Genomic DNA, 16,615 nt, shown 5'->3' on the forward strand with positions numbered 1-16,615 from the left:
ATTCGGGGATGGCTAGAGTTCGCCGCTCTTGGCGGTTTCCTCGTCGCGGGGGTGCAGCCAGGCGTCCAGGGCGACGGCCACGATGAGCACACCGCCACGGATGAGGTCCTGGACCGCGGTGGTGAGTCCGTGCAGGACGAGCAGGTTGTCGAGCACGGCGATGAACACCGAACCCGCGAGCACGCCGAGGATCGAGCCGCGCCCGCCCGCCAGGGAGATACCGCCGATGACGGTCGCGGTCAGCGCGGTGAACAACAGCGGGTCGAACGAGGTGACGGTGGTCTGCACGCTGCCCTGGATGGAAACCGTCAGGTACCCCGCCAGCAGTGCCAGCAGCGCGGAGATCATGTAGGTGCCGACTTGCAGCGGCCGCACCGGGGCGCCGGTGGCGCGGGCGGTGGCGAAATTGTCACCCATGGCCCGGGTGAGCCGTCCGGCCGAGGTATAGGTGACGAACAGCCAGGCCGCGAGGAACACCAGCGCCGCAAGGACGACGGGGCGCGGGACGCCGAACACCGCGCCGTTGCTCAGTTCGGCGATGCGGGAACCGGCGGGCAGCGCGTAGAAGTTGCTGTCGAGCAGGAAGACGTCGACCCCGCCGATCACCAGGAGCCCGGTGGCCAGCGTGACGAACAGCGCCGGCACTTCCACATAGGCGACCAGCACGCCGTTGATCAGGCCGGTGACGAGCGCGATCACCGCCGCGATCGCGATGGCCTGCGGTTCGGGCATGCCGCCGGATATCAGGGCGAGGGTGGCCTGCGCGCAGCCCAGTGCCACACCGGCGATGGACAGATCGATGCCCTTGCCCAGGATGACGATCGCCGCGCCGACGGCGAGGATGCCGAAGGCCGCCGACAGCCGCAGCAGGCTGGCGAAGTTGCCCGCGGTGAGGAACCCCGGAGTGGTCGCCGCGCCCGCCGCGCACAGCAGCACGGTGATGCCGAGGACGAAGTAGGCCTGTTCGGAGCGGCCGAGCCGGGCACGCAGTCCCGGGCGCGGCACCGCGACAGTCCGGTCGATGGTTGTCGTCATGGTCTCGGTCCTCAGAACTCGATGACGGCTTTGCCCGCCGCCTGCTGGTCGAACTCCGCGTAGGCGCGCACGGCGTCGCCGAGCGTCCAGCGGGCGGTGAACAGGCGATCGAGGTCGATGCCGTGATCGGCGACGAACCGGGCACAGTCGGCCTGGCCGGTGAGCGAGAAGGTGTAGGAGCCGAGGACGGTGAGCTGTTTACGGATGATGTCCGGGCTGACCTCGACAGTCACCTCCCCGCCCTCACCGACGAAGGCGACCCGCCCCCACTGCCCCGCCGCGCGAACCGCCGCAGCGCGGGCGACGGCGGCGCCGGAGCAGTCGAGGGCGGCGCTCACGCCGAGCCCGGCGGTCAGCTCCCGGATGACCGCCACCGGGTCGTCCGCGCTCGAATCGATGGTGTGGGCGGCGCCGAACTCACGGGCCCGGGCGACCCGGTCGGCCTGCACGTCGACGGCGATCACCCGCGCGCCCATCGCGGCACCCAGCTGCACCGCCGACAGGCCGACCGGTCCGAGACCGAACACCGCCAGGGTGTCGCAGGCGTCGACGCGCAGCCGTCGCAGCGCGCCGAAGGCGGTGCCGGTACCGCACGAAATCGCCGCGCCCGCAGTGAAACTCAGTTCGTCGGGCAGCGGGACCAGGGTGCGGACGGGCACCCTCAGAAAGTCGGCGTGGCCGCCGTGGGCGGTGGCGCCGAAGATGACCGCGCCACGCCTGCACATCTGCGTCCAGCCGGACCGGCAGTTGTCGCAGGCGCCGCAGCCGTCGTAGTGATGGATCATGACCCGGTCGCCGACCCGCACGGTGCGGGGATCGACGTTCACCCCCAGTGCCACCACCACGCCGCACGGCTCGTGTCCGCCGATGATGCCGCCGTCGTCGCCGGACAGGCCGAAGGCGGCCAACGCCTGCCCGGCGGGCGCCCGGTAGAACCGCAGATCGCTGCCACACATCCCCGAGGCCTTCATCTGCACCACCGCGTCGTCGGGGCCGGGTGTGGGGTCCGCGAATTCGGCGATCTCGAGGTTGCGATCCCCGTTGAACACAACTCCCCGCATGCCAGCTTCTCTCCTCCAGTCGGGACGGGCAGCAGCAGACTGCGTCGCTCCGTCGATCGGTCGAGGCAATATAAAATATGCAGTGTGGTGAATCACAAGAGGCGGGGCCGGAAGTAGACCGAACGGAGTACCCGCTCCGACCTGGGCATGATGCCCCGGCCGAGCAGGTGGGCCAATTGGAGCGATTCACAACGCCGATAGCGAATATTGAATATTCTGCATCAGCGGAGTAGAGGAACGGGAGCTGCGCGGTGATCGAGATGACGACTGCGAGCCGCGACCGGGCGGGCGGGGCGGATCTCGCCGCGCGCCTGGCCGCGCTGACGGCCGCCGCCGCCGAGTTGCTGGACCGGCCCATCGACGCCTCCGACGCCTCCTCCCCCGAAGCGGCCCGTCACCTGCTCGCCCGGCTCTGGGACGACACCCTCGCCCTCGTGACCGAGGCACCCCCCGGCACCGACATCGCCCCCGCGGCCGCCCTGCTGACACGCATCCGCGAGGCCGAGACCGAGCTCGCCGCGTTGCGCGGCGCCGACAGCGCCCACCACCTGCGGTCGGCCGCGAGAGCCGTGGCGGCGCTGCGTGGCGCTCGCGGCACCGACGAACTCCTGGCGCGCGCGGCGGAGGCGGTGGGCACCATGGGCTTCGACCGCGCCCTGGTCTCGACGACCGAAGGCACGACCTGGCATCTGCACACCATGTTCGTGGCTCGCGATCCGCACTGGGCCGACGAGATACTCGCCGCAGGACGCGAATCCCGCCCCACGCTGGACGGACACCTGGTCGAGACGGACATCGTCAGCAAGGCCGAGCCCGGACTCGTCTTCGATGTCCAGCACAATCCACGAGTCGTGCGGCCGCTGGTGGAGTTCACCCGGTGCAGCTCCTACGGCGTCGCCCCGATCGTGGTCGGGGACAGCGTGGCCGGGCTCGTGCACGGCGACTACTACTTCCAGCGACGCGAAGTGGATGCCACCGCGCGGGCCATGCTGGCGGTGTTCGCCGAAGGACTTGGTCACGCCTTGGCCGGGGCGGCCTTACTCGACGGTCTCACCGCCGTACGCTCGGGACTGGACCGGCTCACCCGCGCCCATACACCCCCGAACTCCGCCACCACCCGGCTGCCGGCACTCTCCGATCGGGAAGCCGAGGTGATGGACCTGCTCGCCGCGGGCCGGGCCAACCGGCAGATCGCCCGCGACCTGTCCATCACCGAGGCGACGGTCAAGACCCACATCACCCATATCCTGCGCAAACTCGGTGTCGCCAACCGCGCCGAGGCGGTGGCTCGCTGGCTGCGCGCGACATCCCTGCCATGACGGCTCGAGCGGGTGAGGCGTCCGACGTTACCATCGATAATATATAATGCGAAAACCTGGCCCTGTTCGCGGCCGGTGGCCCGTGAGTGCGAGAGGAATCCCCCATGCCCGAAACGATTGCCGAGCAGCTGGCCCGCTTCACCACCGGCGCCGACTACGACACCCTGCCGCCCGAGGCGGTCCAGGAGTCCAAGCGGCTGCTGCTGGACGCGATGGGCTGCGCGCTGGGCGCGGTCGACGAACCCAAGGGGCGCATCGGCATCGAGTACGGCAGGCTCACCGGCGGCACCGCGGGCGACGCCACCATCATCGGCACCGCCGACCGCGTCTCGATCTTCGGCGCCTCCTTCGCCAACGGTGAGCTGATCAACGCCCTCGACTTCGACGCCGTCCTGCCACCGGGGCACGTCTCCCCTTACGTGCTGCCCACCACGATGGCCATGGGCGAGAGCCGCGCCAGCTCGGGCCGCGAGGTGCTGGCCGCGGTCGCACTGTCGCACGAGATGTCCTATCGCTTCTACAAGGCGATGGATTACTTGCGCGATGTGCAGAACGATTCGATGGACCTGTCCCCCGTGATCGGCTACAGCGTCACCGTTTTCGGCGGCGCGGCCGCGGCGGGCAAGCTGGCCGGGCAGTCCACCGAGACTCTCGCCAACACCCTGGGCATCGCGGCGGCGATCGCGCCGGTGAACTCGATGCGTCCGTGGATCGAGCACGCCCCGAGCGCCACCATCAAGTATCTGCTCGCGGGCACCCTGACCCAGGCCTCGCTCACCGCGGTGCACATGGCCGGCCTCGGCCATCGCGGTGACCTGCGGATTCTCGACGACGCCGAGGTCGGCTTCCGCCGCTTCATCGGCACCCGCCGCTGGGAACCGGACAACATCACCGACGGCCTCGGCGCCGAATGGCGCTTCCTGGCCGAGCAGTCCTACAAGCCCTACCCGCACTGCCGCATCCTGCACGCCCCGCTGCACGCGCTCACCGAGATCGTCGAGACCAACGATCTGAAGCCGGAGGAGATCGACGCGATCCGCTGCTGGGGGGAGGCGGCGGTCATGCACCCGCTGTGGCAGAGCCGGATCGTGGAGAAGCCGCACGACGCGCAGTTCGACATCGCCCACGGCCTGGCCGTCGGCGCGCACCATGTCGTGCCGGGAAAGGCCTGGCACGCCCCCGAACTCGTGTTCAGCGAGTCCGTGCTCGGGTTGATGGACAAGGTCACCTTCGCCCCGCATCCGGACTACTTCGCCGAGTTGTCGGCGCATCCCTCGGCACGGCCGACCAAGGTCGAGGTCGACGCGCGCGGCACGACGTTCACCGCCGAGCGCCGCTTCCCCAAGGGCAGCCCGTCCCCGGACCCGACCACCCGGATGACCGATGACGAACTGATCGCCAAATTCCGGGTTAACGCCCAGGACGTGCTCTCGGAGTCGCGGATGGACGAGGTGGTGGAGTCGGTGTTCGCGCTCGACTCCGTCGACGACTTCGGGGCGGTCATGCGGCTGCTGGCGCCGGATACCGCCCGCTGAGACACTGCCAGCCGACCCGGGCCCGCTCGCCACGAGCGTGAGCGGGCTCGGTGGCGTCTCACGGCCACGACACCGTGCGCCCGCGGTTTTCCCGGCCGGGATTCCCGCCGGGCCGGGAACCACCTCACGAGGTGCCGAGTCGGGTCCGCGCAGGCGCCGCAGCGGTGAACTCTTTCGGTCCCGCGATGAGTGCGCCATTCGGCGGTGTCGGAGCGTCGGGCTGGGGCCGGGAATCGGGACCGAAGGGAATTCTTGGGTTGCGCCGGAGGATCTAATATGTTGCTGCGCAACGACTTCGAAGGCTCAACCGTGGCTCAGGGCTGGTGCCGGCGGGAAGACGACCGGTAATGCCGTCAGTGCGCGATGGAACGGCCCAGGGCGCCAGGTCAGTTCCTCGACCGGCACGGCGAGCCGCATATCGGGCAGGGCATCGAGCAATTGATCCACCGCGTCCTGCGCGACCAGGTAGGCCACCGACCGCGCCGGGCAGGCGTGCGGTCCGATACTCCACGCAAGATGCGCACTGTTGTCGACGTACTCGTCGGCGGTGACCGACGGATCGTTATTGCAGGCCGCCATGCTGATCACGACGGGCTGGTGCGCGGGCAGCCAGACACCGTCGATCAGGATCGGCTGCCGGGGAAAGGTCGTGCACAGGTTCGCCAGCGGCGGGTCGGTGAACAGCACCTCGTCCAGGGCGGCGTGCGTGGTCACGCTGCCACCGAGCAGGCCGCCCGCGAAGCGGTCCTCGGTCAGCAGCATCCGCACCGTATTCACGATCAGATTCTGCAGCGGTTCGATTCCCGCTCCGTAGAAGCTCATCAATTGGGCGATCATCTCCGTCCGGTCGAGGCAGGCGGAATGCCGCAGCAGCCGGGAGGTGATGTCGTTTCCCGGCTTCTTCTGCCGCAACTCGGCCAGGTCGGCCAGTGCTGCGTCGAGTGCGCCGTGGGCCTGGTCGGTATCCACGCCGTCGAACAACGCGGCCAAGGCTTCGGCGGCCCGCCGTCCGATATCGGGCGGGCAGCCGAGCAGCGTATTGACCACCTCGAAAGTGAGCGGATACGCGTACTGGCTGATGATTTCCGCTGTTCCGGTTTCGCAGAACGCGTTGATCAACGGGAACGCGATGCGTTCGACCATGCGGTGCAGCGAGAACATTTCGACCTCGCGCAGCGCCGCGACCGTAGGATTGCGGTAGCGCGCGTGGTCGGTTCCCGTGCTGCGAAATGCGTTGGGCCGCCATTCCATCAGCGGCAGCACCGGGCAGTCGCTGGGTATCCGTTTCTGCCAATAGCGCGGATCCGCCGGGAAGTGTTCGGGGTCGTTGAGGATGCGCCGGGCGATCTGGTAGCCGATCACCAGTGTGGCCGGCACACCGGGAGCTAGTTCGATCGGCACCAGCGCACCGAACCGGCGACGCATCTCTCGGTAGACCCGATGCGGGTCGGCGGCGAATTCCTCTGTGTACAGGGCGATTCGGGGACCGACACTGTCGGTCGGCGAACCGAGGGATATCGGGCCGCCGGCGGGCGGCACTGAGCTGTTCATGGACCAGACTCCGGAGTGACGAACGATGGATGCGGACCACCCGTCACGAGCGACGACGGGGGACGGTCGGCATCGTATCCGGAGACGAACCGTACGTATGGGCATTAAATATATTACACACTATATGTTATCTATTTGTCATCGCGCCGGGCGCTGGGACTGTTGCCCGCGGCCGCGGAGGCCTGAGACACCCGGGTGACGCCGAAGTGCTCCTCCAGCGCTTGGGCGTTCGCTCAGTTGATCGGCTCCGGCAGTACCGGTCCGGGCCGCACTGCTGCCGCCCCCAAAGGACTCTCCGCAGCCCCGAGCCGCGGGATCACCGTGACCACCGCCGCGGCGACGAACGCGGGAATCGCGAAGCGTAGAAATTCCATTCGACTCCGAGGCCGATCCGAGAATCCAGCAACCCACCAGCGGCCCCAGGATGGCACCCGCGCGGGCCAGACCCATCGTGGCTTCCACCGCAGACCCTCGACAGGAAACCGGGAAGTGCGTCGCGACATCCCGTAGGTCAGCGACGACATTCCCGTGGCGCGCTCTCGGCGCGCGTCGGCGAGCAGCGCCCACTGCACCCCTCCACCGCGGGGCGATGCTTCCTCGCCTACAGTGACCCGGATTTTCAGCAGAACTACCTGACACGCCACATCGACGAACCGGATATCCGAGCGCGCATCTGCAACGAACCGGCCCGAATCGCCCGCGACGGTGTCGCCTTCGCCGACCCGCGCGTCACACCGGACCTGGGGTGCATCCACGTCCCCCTCTTCCGCAACGGGATGCACGTGGCGTCGCGACGGTCGCGGGGCCGATCACGCGAATCGAGCCCGGGATCGAGGTCATCTCCGCGGGCGTCACAGCCGAGGCGCGGCGCATCACGAACCGGCTGGACGCCCTCGGGTAAACCGGCGCTTCTTGAACCGTACCGATTCCATCTGCTCCACTCCCTCGGATCTCGATATGTGGTTCGACGTCGATGTCGTCGTGCGGTGCGGCCTCGATGTACCGGGTCGGCCATTTCAGACTCACAGGAATGCCTGACGGTAACCAGGGAGGAATCGTGCCCAGGATAGAAGTGACTCGTCCTGGGTAACCGCTTCGGACTGGAGCACCCTTTCGGCACCGGATCGACCACCGTAGACGTAAGGCCAGGTGATGACACGTACCTCCGCGCGGAAGCGGGCGCCCGGCGGGGACCCGCCGATCGCCGTCCCCGCCTGCGTCCAGGTGCGCGGCGCGCGGGAGCACAATCTCGCCGACGTCGAGGTCGACATACCCCGCGACGCCCTGGTCGTATTCACCGGCGTCTCGGGCTCGGGGAAATCGTCGCTGGCCTTCGGCACGTTGTTCGCGGAATCCCAGCGCCGGTATCTGGAATCGGTGGCGCCGTACGCGCGCCGGCTCATCGACCAGGTCGGCGTCCCCGATGTTGATTCGATCGAGGGACTGCCGCCGGCGGTCGCCCTACAGCAACACCGTGGCGGTGGTAGTGCCCGATCCTCGGTCGGCAGTGTGACGACGTTGTCCAGCCTGGTCCGCATGCTGTATTCGCGGGCCGGTAACTACCCCGCGAAACAACCGATGCTCTACGCCGAGGACTTCTCGCCGAACACCGTGCAAGGCGCCTGCCCCACCTGTCACGGGATCGGCCGCGTATACGAGGTGCCCGAAAAACTGATGGTGCCCGACCCCTCGTTGACGATCCGGGACCGTGCGATCGCCTCTTGGCCCCCGGCCTGGCACGGTCAGAACCTCCGCGACATCCTGGTGTCGCTCGGATACGACGTCGACCGGCCCTGGCGAGACCTGCCCAAGAAGGACCGCGACTGGATCCTCTACACCGACGAGCACCCGACGGTGCCGGTGTACGCGGGATTCACACCGGCGCAGACGCGCCGCGCGCTGAAGCAGAAGATGGAGCCCAGCTACCAGGGAACGTTTACCGGTGCGCGCCGGTACGTCCTCGACACGTTGGCGAACACCAAGAGCGCCTCGGTGAAGAAGCGGGTATCCCGATTCATCAGCAGTGCGGTGTGCCCCACCTGCGACGGCAAACTACTCAAACCGGAAGCCCTGTCGGTGACGTTCGAAGGGCTCGACATCGCCGAATTCTCCGCACTTCCCCTGGCCCGCCTCGCCGAACTGTTGTCGCCGGTACTCGCCGAGAACTGGCGCCCGACCGAAGTCGGCTCCGACGCCGTCCTCGACCAGTCGGCCCGGCGAACCGCGGTCGAGAAACGGGTCTCGGCCGGCGGCTCCGCACACGATGCGGCTCCGGATATCCGTAGCACGCCGAATATGTCGGTCGAAAAACGCGCTGCCGCACAGCGTTTGGTCGCCGAACTGCTCGAGCGGCTGCGTCCGGTCACCGACCTGGGCCTGGGCTATCTGTCTCTGGACCGCAGCACACCGACCCTGTCGTCGGGCGAGTTGCAGCGCGTGCGGCTGGCGACGCAACTCTCTTCGCAGCTCTTCGGAGTCGTGTACGTCCTCGACGAGCCGTCGGCGGGGCTGCACCCGCGCGACCGCGACGCCCTACTCGGCATCCTGGAGGGGCTGAAGCACCGCGGCAACAGCGTATTCGTCGTCGAGCACTCGCTCGACATCATCGGCGCCGCCGACTGGCTGGTCGATCTCGGTCCCGGCGCGGGCGAGAACGGCGGCCGAATTCTGCACAGCGGACCGCCCGAAGGCTTGCGCGACGTCGGCGAATCCGCGACACGCCGCTATCTGTTCGGCCTCAAGCAGCCCACACCCCGACCGCTGCGGCAGGCGGATAAATGGTTACGCCTGAAGAAGGTGCGCCGCAACAACTTACGTGATGTGTCGGTGTCGTTTCCGCTGAAATGCCTGACCGCTGTCACCGGTGTCTCGGGTTCCGGGAAGTCGAGCCTGGTCAGTCAGGCACTCCCCGCGCTGGTCGGCGAGCATGTGGGCCATCCAGTGGTCACGGCCACCGACAACGACGGAGACGACCTGCTGCTCTCGGACGAGTCGCAGGCCGTCGACGGCACGATCGTCGGCGGAGTCGGCGACCTTCGTCGGGTGGTATGCATCGATCAGAAACCGATCGGCCGCACTCCCCGTTCGAATGTCGCCACCTACACCGGAATGTTCGACTACATCCGCCGACGTTTCGCCGGTACACCGAAGGCACGGCGCCGGCGCTACAACGCGGGCCGATTCTCGTTCAACGTCGCGTCCGGGCGATGCCCGACATGTGAAGGCGAAGGCTGGGTGATGGTCGAGTTACTGTTCCTGCCCAGCGTCTACACGCCGTGCCCGGACTGCCACGGCACCCGATACCAGGCGAGCACACTCGAAATCACCTGGCACGGCCGCAATATCGCCGAGGTTCTGGACATGAGCGTCGACGAGGCCCGCACGTTCTTCGACGGCGACACCGACATCCTGCGCTCGCTGACGGTTCTGTGCGATGTCGGGCTCGGCTATCTGCGACTGGGACAGCCGGCAACCGAACTGTCCGGCGGTGAGGCCCAACGGGTCAAGCTCGCCACCGAATTGCAGCGCGCCCATCGCGGCGACGCTCTGTATCTCCTCGACGAGCCCACCTCGGGATTACATCCGGCCGATACCGATCGGTTGATGCTGCACCTGCAGAAACTGGTGGACGCCGGCAATACCGTGGTGGTCGCCGAACTGGATATGCGCGTTGTGGTCCAGGCCGACCATGTCATCGACCTCGGGCCCGGCGCCGGCAACGAGGGCGGCCGTGTCGTCATCACCGGCAGCCCGGCCGAGGCGGCCGCCGATCCCCGCAGCGCGACCGCCCCCTATCTCGCCGCGGCTCTGCGATTCGCAACTCGGCGATGACGCGCCGGTCACCGAAAATGTGAGATGGGCGGCTTCGACCTTGGTGCCCATCTCGGCCAGTTTGCAGGCGATGGCCTGGTGTTCGTCATGTGCCGCACGCGCGCTGGAATCAGCCAGGGGCGTCGGAGACGTCAGCTGTGAAACAGTCGCCGGGGCCGCGTGTGACGCTCACCGATCGGCAAGATCTCCTCAACCGGGTGGCAGGGTTGCGGGACAACATATGGTGGAGTCGGTGTTCGCGCTCGACTCCGTCGACGACTTCGGCGCGTCATGCGGCTGCTGGCGCCGGATACCGCGCACTGAGACACTCTCAGCCGACCCGGGCCCGCTCGCCACGATCCCGAGCGGGCCCGGTGGCGTCTCGCGGCCCCGATACCGTGCGCCCGCGGTTCCCGGCCGGGTCTCCCGCGGTCCGGGAACCACCTCACGCGATGCGCAGCGCCCGCATGCGGTTGTACAGGGTCGACCGGCTCACCCCGAGTGCTCGCGCGGCCTGCAGTTTGTTGCCGCCCGCGGCCTCGATGGCCGCGACGATGATCTCCCGCTCGGCTTCCAGGAACGGCGAGCCGGGGACCTGAGCCGCCCGGTGCGACGCGGGCAGATCGGTGGGGATGATGTCCCCCGCCGAGCGCGCCGCCGCGGCGGCCTCGACCACCCGGCGCAACTCGGTGAAATTGCCCCGCCACGGTTGCCCGGCCAGGATCCGCAGGGTCTCGGAGGTGAAGCGGGTCCGGTTGTGGCCGGTGACTTCGGCGAGCATGCGCTGGGCCAGCTGCGGGATCTCGTGCCTGCGCCGGCGCAGGGGCAGCAGGTCGACCCGGTCGGTGCACAAGGCCGACAGCGCGGCGTGCACCTCGTCGAGGTGGTCGCCGGGTGTGGTGGTCAGCGCGACCTGACGCGGCGTCCGGCGCAGGGCACGAGCCAGCAACGCGGTGAGCGGCGCGGACAGCAGCTCGATGCTCTCGACCACCACCGGTGGTCCCGGAATGTCCAGCGCGGCACCGAGTTCCGTCGCCCAGGCCTGCTCGCCGACGAGGACGATCTCGGTCGCGTCCAGCACCGTCGCGGCGGGGCCCGCCACGCCGAGCGCCTCCGTGGTGCGCCCGGTGCCGGATTCGCCCACCACCAGCAGGGGCCAGTGCGCGACCCGTTCCGCGACGCCGCGACGCGCGCGGCGTTCGTCGCAGATGTCGACCAGCACTCCCTGGGTGTCCTCGATGGGAGCGCACGTCAGCACGACCTCCCTGCCCGAGGCCAGGGTGAGCCGGTGGGACTCCTCGGCGCCGGGACGAAGACTCTCCGCGCAGGCCCGCACCGCGGCGTGGTCGGCCGGTGTCAGCAGATCCAGCGCCGAGGGGGTCGCCAGTACCAGCCCCTCACCGACCACCACCACCGAACGGCCGCGGCGGCCCGCGGCCGCCCGGAACGCGCTCATCAACCGGCTCTGCACCCGGGGCGAGTCCTGCTGCAGGCGGTCCTCGATGTCGCGGACGATGCGGCGGGCCAAAGGCGCCGACAAGCGGTGATCCTCGTCGAACTCTCCACCGATGCCGAGGACGCCTTCGAGCCGGCGGGTCACCGGATGGACGATGGGGTGCCCGTAACAGGTGAAGGCGCGGAAGGCCGACAGAAAATGTTCCTCGCCGCGCACCAGCAGACTGCGCCGCGTCTCGAGCGGGGTGCCCATGGCATTGGTGCCGATCCGGTCCTCGCTCAGCCGCACCCCGGGCACGATGCCCACCGCTTCGATAGAGCGGCTCACGGCGCGCAGCGCGCCGTCGACCTCGAGGATGCAGGCAGCATGATCGGCCAGCACCAAGGCGACCCGGCTGCCCTCGATCTCACCCAGTGTGCGGCCGAGCACCGGCCGCGCCGCCCGGAGCAGACCGCTGTCGGTCGCGACCGGCCCGGGCGTCAGACGTGGAGTCGCGTCGCGCCGTAATCCGTTGAGCCGGGACCGGCGCCAGGACGACGCGATGTCCGGACGGACCCGTTCCTCGGAGGCCTGAGGCGAAACTGTGTGCACGCGATACCACCCTGTCTCGACGCCGAGACGTCCTCGTCCGGCGATCCGAGCTGTGACTGAAGCAACATATTTTATACAGTGCACTGGAGTCGGTGTCGAGAATGCGCAGATCGGCGCTACCGGGAGCCTGGGAAGGTTTTGTCCCAGGCGGCGGTGTCTCGCCGGGCATAGCGTGGTGACATGACGGAGAAGGCACCTCACCTCCGCGAGCTGGGCGGCTTCCTCAAGGCCCGCCGCGGCGAGCTCACCCCCGACGACGTCGGCCTGTCGGTGCACAGCGCCACCCCCCGCCGGGTCAGCGGCCTGCGGCGCGAGGAGGTCGCCGAGCTGGTCGCGATCAGCCACGACTACTACACCCGGATCGAGCAGGGCCGGCTCGCCCCGTCCGAGCCCGTGCTCGACGCGCTGGTGCGCGCGCTGCGCCTGAACCCCGACCAGCGGGAGTACGTCGAGAGCCTGGCCCGCCGTTCCGAACGACGTGCGCCCGCCCGGCGGCAGGCCAAGCCGGTGCGCCCGCAGCTACAGCGGCTGCTCGATCAGCTCACCGATACCCCCGCCCTGGTGTTCGGCCGGTATCTCGACATCCTGGCGTGGAACGACCTGGCCGCGGCGCTGATCACCGATTTCGGCGAGATGCCCGCGCGCAAGCGGAACTACGTGCACATGGTCTTCACCGACCCGGCCATGCGCGAGCTCTATGCGGACTGGGAATCGGTCGCGCGGACCTGTGTCGCGATCCTGCGCATGGACGCGGCCGTCAATCCGACCGATCCGCAGCTGACCGCACTGGTGGGCGAGCTGTCGATCGCCGACTCACAGTTCCGGCAGTGGTGGGCGGCACGGCACGTCGCGCGCCAGGAGTTCGGCACCAAGACCCTGCACCATCCCGCCGTCGGCGACCTCACGCTGAACTGGGACACCTTCCGCGACACCGGCGACACCGACCAGCAGCTGGTGCTGTGGTCGGCCGATCCAGGCACCACCTCGCACGAGAAGCTGCGCATCCTGGGTTCCTGGTCGGCGGCGACACCCGCGCGCGACACCACCGAACACCGCCCCGCCTGAGGCGCCTGCCGCTGTTTCCCCCACTCCGCGCCACCGTCCGCTCGTCCCGGAAGCGACCATCGTGCCCGAGCCCCACACCCAAGTCACCGAGATACTCGACTATTTCGGCCGCTGCGCGGTCTGCGACTACCCCGCCTCGGCGCACCTCTACACCCACCACTTCGCCGATGGCTCGATCCATCGCGAGGTCATCGCCACCTGCGGCCTGCCGTGCGGCTGGCGGGGACCGGTGCCGCCACACCGGATGACCGGCCGTAATGGAACATAATATATAATCTTGGGAAAATTCCTATGAAGGAGTGAGCGTTTGACACCGCAGCCAGTCACCAACGAGCCCTCCGCTCTGCCTGCCGCGCGGCAGGCAGGCGCATGAGCGGGCAGCCGCTGGCGGGCCTGCGGATCGTCGAATTCGCCAGCTTCGTCGCGGGACCCTCGGCCGGCATGACCCTGGCCCAGCTCGGCGCCCAGGTCATCCGGATCGATCCGCTGGGCGGCGGCCCGGACTACCGGCGCTGGCCGGTCACGCGTTCCACCGGCGAGAGTCTGTACTGGAACTCGCTCAACCGCGGCAAGCAGTCGGTCGCGGTCGACGTGCGCAGTCCCGAGGGCCGCGAACTCGTGCTGGCGCTGGCCACCGCGCCCGGCGCGGACGCGGGACTGGTCGTCGACAACGCGGTGGGCCGCCCGTGGTTCTCCTACGAGGCGCTGGCCGCCCGCCGCGCCGATGTCATCAAGGTGCACATCGGCGGCCAGGCCGACGGGGGCCCGGCAGTGGACTACACGGTGAACACCGAGGTCGGCGTGACCGACCTGACGGGCCCCGCCGATACCCGCACTCCGGTCAATCATGTGCTGCCCGCCTGGGACTTCCTGGCGGGGACGACCGCCACCACCGCGCTGCTGGCCGCGCTGCACCGGCGCGAGCGCACCGGTGCGGGCGCCGATCTGCGGATCGCGCTGGCCGACGTCGCCCTCGCGGGCGTGGCGAACCTGGGCTGGCTCAGCGAGGTTCGCGAACGCGGGGACCGGCCGCGGCACGGCAATTTCGTCTACGGCACCTTCGGTGCGGACTTCGTCACCGCCGACGCCGAACGGGTCATGATCGTGGCGCTCACACCGCGCCAGTGGGCCGCGCTGGGTTCCGCGACCGGGACCACGAAAGTACTTGCCGCGTTGGAGGAGTCCCTCGGTGCGGACTTCACCGACGAGGCTCAGCGCTACACCCACCGGGAGACGATCGCCGCGGTCATGCGACCGTGGTTCGGCACGCGTTCCGTCGCTGCGGCCGCCGCCGCGCTCACCGAGGCCGGGGTGCTGTGGAGCCGTTACCGGCGGATGAGTGACGTGGTCGCCGATTTCGAGGACGGCACCGGTTCCGAGGTGCTGGCCTCCGTCGACCAGCCCGGTATCGGCCCGATCATCTCCGCGCACAACCCGATTCGCGAGAACGGCGCCTACGGACCCGTGGGCATCGCCTCGGCCCTGGGCGCGGACACCGAGCACGTGTTCGCCGATGTCTTGGGCCTGGACGCGGCCGAGCTCGACCGGCTGCGCCGCGCGGGCGCCATCGGGGATTAGTCCCGCAAAACGCGAAAAGCACCGCCCCGGGTTCCGGATCCCCGGACCCGGGGCGGTGCTGTCACTGGGTGGTCCGGTAGAAACGGCGCGTAAAACAACGGATATGGCGTAACGGCCCGGTGAGAGGGAGTTTTCGCGTTCTGGGTGCGGGTGTGGGTGGTTGGTGCTTGGCTTGGCTGCCGATGATGTTGGTCGGCGCGGGTGGAGGTTGAGAGTTCGTGGCGACGGGTGTTCGCGGACGAGGAGTTGGAGCGTCTGCGGGGGTTCCCGGAGATCAGTCGCGAGGAGTTGTTCCGGTATTTCACGTTGACTCCGGCGGATCTGGCATTTGTTGACCCGGGCCGGGGTGCGCGGAGCTGGACGGGCTGCTGATCACCGATGCCTCGCTGGGGATGTCGCGGTTGCGGTGGCTGTCGAGCGGGCCGGTGGAGGCGTCGGCTAGCGCGGTGCGCGCCGAGGTGGACAAGCCGGGGTTCCTGCGTGGTCTGGACGCCGACGGTCTGGATATGTCGGTGCTGCCTGCGGAGCGGCGCCGGTTCCTGGCCACCATGGGTCGGCGTCTGACTCCCCAAGCCCTGCGGCGGCGAGATCCGCAGCGCCGTTACCCGATCCTGCTCACCGTGCTGGCGCAGTCCGCGACGGAGCGCCTCGGCCGGCCACCGGCGATGAGCGAGGAGCAGATCCGGCAGGCCCGCGCGCTGTTGACCCGGCCGGATGAGTCGGTGTCCTCGATCGCGCGGCTGCTAGGGATATCGCGGACCACGCTCTATAAGTACCTTCCGGAACTGACCGCGAAGAACTGACCGCGACCAACCGCGGCACCGCGCCGCGGATCCCGGGCCGATCCGCACCATGTCGCCGACCTGGGGTTCGCTTACCCCGGGGCTCGCGCAAACCCCTCTGGTGTCACTTATAGGACTCGTGCATAACTGCTGTGTGGCGTGGTCTAGGCTGCTGTCCGCTCGACGGATCTTTTCCACCACCTACCGACACCGAAAGGCGCACATAGTGGTTCGTGGAAGACTTTTCGCTTCGATACTCGCGTTGACCGCCGCTGTACTGGTCAATGTGGCCGGGCCGGCCAGCGCAACGACCAGCATATGGATCGGGAGAGCGTTCCCAGACGCACACGGCGACTACAGCTGGTGGGTCGTCGCCGAGATCACCTACGTCTGCGAACCCGGCCAGGCCAACGCCCTGTGGGTCAAGGTCGAGTCCGAACGGTTCAAAAGCCCGGAAGGCCAACCCGTCCGTATGAAAGACGAGGCCCTGGATCGGGTGACCTGTGACGGCGAATCTCGGCAGACGAAGGTCAGGGTGCCATTGGGCTACGACTACGGCGAGGGCCCGAATCGCGCAGATGCTCGCGACGGCGACGGCATTGAACTCATGACGTATTACTACGATGACCGTGCGGTCGAGATCACCGCCGCGTTCGCCTACCTGCCGCCTGACGCCGAGGACATGAGCCAGGTCGAGATCCATAAGGACACCACCGAGAACCGGACCCTGACTCTGACTCAGGAATAGTCCTCGGCCCGCAGCGGTCCGCACCGGACCGCTGCGCAGCGTGCGAGCTGAACGTGAAGAACCGGCCAGATACTCTGGCCGGTT

15 protein-coding genes and 1 pseudogene are annotated in these 16,615 nt (G+C 68.6%); 11 read left to right on the forward strand and 5 right to left on the reverse strand.

Translation table 11 applies throughout. The annotated features are described in order from the left end of the window. Positions 1 to 12: 12 nt before the first annotated feature. Positions 13 to 1,035 carry an ABC transporter permease gene (locus tag ACFV2O_RS10745; protein WP_379251649.1) on the reverse strand — a complete coding sequence of 341 codons (1,023 nt, stop codon included), beginning with the start codon at positions 1,033 to 1,035 and terminating at the stop codon, positions 13 to 15. An 11-nt stretch (positions 1,036 to 1,046) separates the two neighbouring features. Next, on the reverse strand, positions 1,047 to 2,096 hold the full coding sequence (locus tag ACFV2O_RS10750) for a zinc-binding dehydrogenase (RefSeq protein WP_379251650.1): 1,050 nt from the start codon (positions 2,094 to 2,096) through the stop codon (positions 1,047 to 1,049). Positions 2,097 to 2,356: 260 nt separating this feature from the next. Here ACFV2O_RS10750 and ACFV2O_RS10755 point away from each other — a divergent pair, with 260 nt between their 5' ends. The 3 genes from ACFV2O_RS10755 to ACFV2O_RS10765 all read left to right on the forward strand — a co-directional run bounded on the left by ACFV2O_RS10755 (position 2,357) and on the right by ACFV2O_RS10765 (position 5,225). Next, on the forward strand, positions 2,357 to 3,415 hold the full coding sequence (locus ACFV2O_RS10755) for a LuxR C-terminal-related transcriptional regulator (protein ID WP_379251651.1): 1,059 nt from the start codon (positions 2,357 to 2,359) through the stop codon (positions 3,413 to 3,415). Positions 3,416 to 3,519: 104 nt separating this feature from the next. After that, positions 3,520 to 4,950, forward strand: coding sequence for an MmgE/PrpD family protein (locus ACFV2O_RS10760; protein ID WP_379251652.1), 1,431 nt, complete (start codon positions 3,520 to 3,522; stop codon positions 4,948 to 4,950). Positions 4,951 to 5,081: 131 nt separating this feature from the next. Continuing rightward, the gene (locus ACFV2O_RS10765) at positions 5,082 to 5,225 is read left to right on the forward strand and encodes an aldehyde dehydrogenase family protein (RefSeq protein WP_379251653.1); all 144 of its coding nucleotides are present in this window, start codon (positions 5,082 to 5,084) and stop codon (positions 5,223 to 5,225) included. Between the two features lie 28 nt (positions 5,226 to 5,253). On the opposite strand, the gene ACFV2O_RS10770 is transcribed toward ACFV2O_RS10765, so the two are convergent. Both ACFV2O_RS10770 and ACFV2O_RS10775 read right to left on the reverse strand, forming a co-directional pair. Further along, the gene (locus tag ACFV2O_RS10770) at positions 5,254 to 6,501 is read right to left on the reverse strand and encodes a cytochrome P450 (protein ID WP_379251654.1); all 1,248 of its coding nucleotides are present in this window, start codon (positions 6,499 to 6,501) and stop codon (positions 5,254 to 5,256) included. A 233-nt stretch (positions 6,502 to 6,734) separates the two neighbouring features. After that, the gene (locus ACFV2O_RS10775; protein WP_379251655.1) at positions 6,735 to 6,875 is read right to left on the reverse strand and encodes a hypothetical protein; all 141 of its coding nucleotides are present in this window, start codon (positions 6,873 to 6,875) and stop codon (positions 6,735 to 6,737) included. A 15-nt stretch (positions 6,876 to 6,890) separates the two neighbouring features. Between ACFV2O_RS10775 and ACFV2O_RS10780 the strand changes: the two genes are divergently transcribed. Further along, a complete protein-coding gene (locus ACFV2O_RS10780) occupies positions 6,891 to 7,571 on the forward strand; it encodes an IclR family transcriptional regulator C-terminal domain-containing protein (RefSeq protein WP_379251909.1) in 681 nt (226 codons plus the stop codon). Between the two features lie 82 nt (positions 7,572 to 7,653). Continuing rightward, entirely contained in the window at positions 7,654 to 10,332 is a 2,679-nt protein-coding gene (locus ACFV2O_RS10785) for an excinuclease ABC subunit A (protein WP_379251656.1), read from the forward strand. A gap of 424 nt (positions 10,333 to 10,756) precedes the next feature. Here the strand turns inward: ACFV2O_RS10785 and ACFV2O_RS10790 are convergent, their stop codons facing one another. After that, a complete protein-coding gene (locus ACFV2O_RS10790) occupies positions 10,757 to 12,358 on the reverse strand; it encodes a sigma-54-dependent Fis family transcriptional regulator (protein ID WP_379251657.1) in 1,602 nt (533 codons plus the stop codon). 180 nt (positions 12,359 to 12,538) lie between these two features. Here ACFV2O_RS10790 and ACFV2O_RS10795 point away from each other — a divergent pair, with 180 nt between their 5' ends. From ACFV2O_RS10795 to ACFV2O_RS10820, 6 genes and pseudogenes are all read left to right on the forward strand, one after another. After that, on the forward strand, positions 12,539 to 13,423 hold the full coding sequence (locus ACFV2O_RS10795) for a helix-turn-helix domain-containing protein (protein ID WP_379251658.1): 885 nt from the start codon (positions 12,539 to 12,541) through the stop codon (positions 13,421 to 13,423). Positions 13,424 to 13,484: 61 nt separating this feature from the next. Then, positions 13,485 to 13,691 (forward strand): hypothetical protein, encoded by a 207-nt coding sequence (locus ACFV2O_RS10800; RefSeq protein WP_379251659.1) that lies wholly within the window; start codon positions 13,485 to 13,487, stop codon positions 13,689 to 13,691. Between the two features lie 101 nt (positions 13,692 to 13,792). Continuing rightward, positions 13,793 to 15,001: a CoA transferase gene (locus ACFV2O_RS10805; RefSeq protein ID WP_379251660.1), complete on the forward strand. Its 1,209-nt coding sequence runs from the start codon at positions 13,793 to 13,795 to the stop codon at positions 14,999 to 15,001. A gap of 201 nt (positions 15,002 to 15,202) precedes the next feature. Then, positions 15,203 to 15,684: pseudogene (locus tag ACFV2O_RS10810) on the forward strand (Tn3 family transposase); the annotation flags it as partial. Beyond that, a complete protein-coding gene (locus ACFV2O_RS10815; RefSeq protein WP_379251910.1) occupies positions 15,667 to 15,804 on the forward strand; it encodes a helix-turn-helix domain-containing protein in 138 nt (45 codons plus the stop codon). The pseudogene ACFV2O_RS10810 and the gene ACFV2O_RS10815, both read left to right, overlap by 18 nt. 241 nt (positions 15,805 to 16,045) lie before the next feature. Further along, complete coding sequence (locus ACFV2O_RS10820; RefSeq protein WP_379251661.1) at positions 16,046 to 16,531, forward strand: hypothetical protein; 486 nt, start codon at positions 16,046 to 16,048, stop codon at positions 16,529 to 16,531. Positions 16,532 to 16,615: the final 84 nt, after the last annotated feature.

The organism is Nocardia sp. NPDC059691, from assembly GCF_042733915.1.
Lineage (GTDB): Bacteria > Actinomycetota > Actinomycetes > Mycobacteriales > Mycobacteriaceae > Nocardia > Nocardia sichangensis.

Coding starts and splice junctions, on each gene's coding strand:
- ACFV2O_RS10755 (WP_379251651.1), top strand. CDS start 2,357: ATGACGACTGCGAGCCGCGACCGGGCGGGCGGGGCGGATCTCGCCGCG.
- ACFV2O_RS10760 (WP_379251652.1), top strand. CDS start 3,520: ATGCCCGAAACGATTGCCGAGCAGCTGGCCCGCTTCACCACCGGCGCC.
- ACFV2O_RS10775 (WP_379251655.1), bottom strand. CDS start 6,875: ATGGAATTTCTACGCTTCGCGATTCCCGCGTTCGTCGCCGCGGCGGTG.
- ACFV2O_RS10745 (WP_379251649.1), bottom strand. CDS start 1,035: ATGACGACAACCATCGACCGGACTGTCGCGGTGCCGCGCCCGGGACTG.
- ACFV2O_RS10785 (WP_379251656.1), top strand. CDS start 7,654: ATGACACGTACCTCCGCGCGGAAGCGGGCGCCCGGCGGGGACCCGCCG.
- ACFV2O_RS10805 (WP_379251660.1), top strand. CDS start 13,793: ATGAGCGGGCAGCCGCTGGCGGGCCTGCGGATCGTCGAATTCGCCAGC.
- ACFV2O_RS10795 (WP_379251658.1), top strand. CDS start 12,539: ATGACGGAGAAGGCACCTCACCTCCGCGAGCTGGGCGGCTTCCTCAAG.
- ACFV2O_RS10815 (WP_379251910.1), top strand. CDS start 15,667: ATGAGCGAGGAGCAGATCCGGCAGGCCCGCGCGCTGTTGACCCGGCCG.
- ACFV2O_RS10750 (WP_379251650.1), bottom strand. CDS start 2,096: ATGCGGGGAGTTGTGTTCAACGGGGATCGCAACCTCGAGATCGCCGAA.
- ACFV2O_RS10770 (WP_379251654.1), bottom strand. CDS start 6,501: ATGAACAGCTCAGTGCCGCCCGCCGGCGGCCCGATATCCCTCGGTTCG.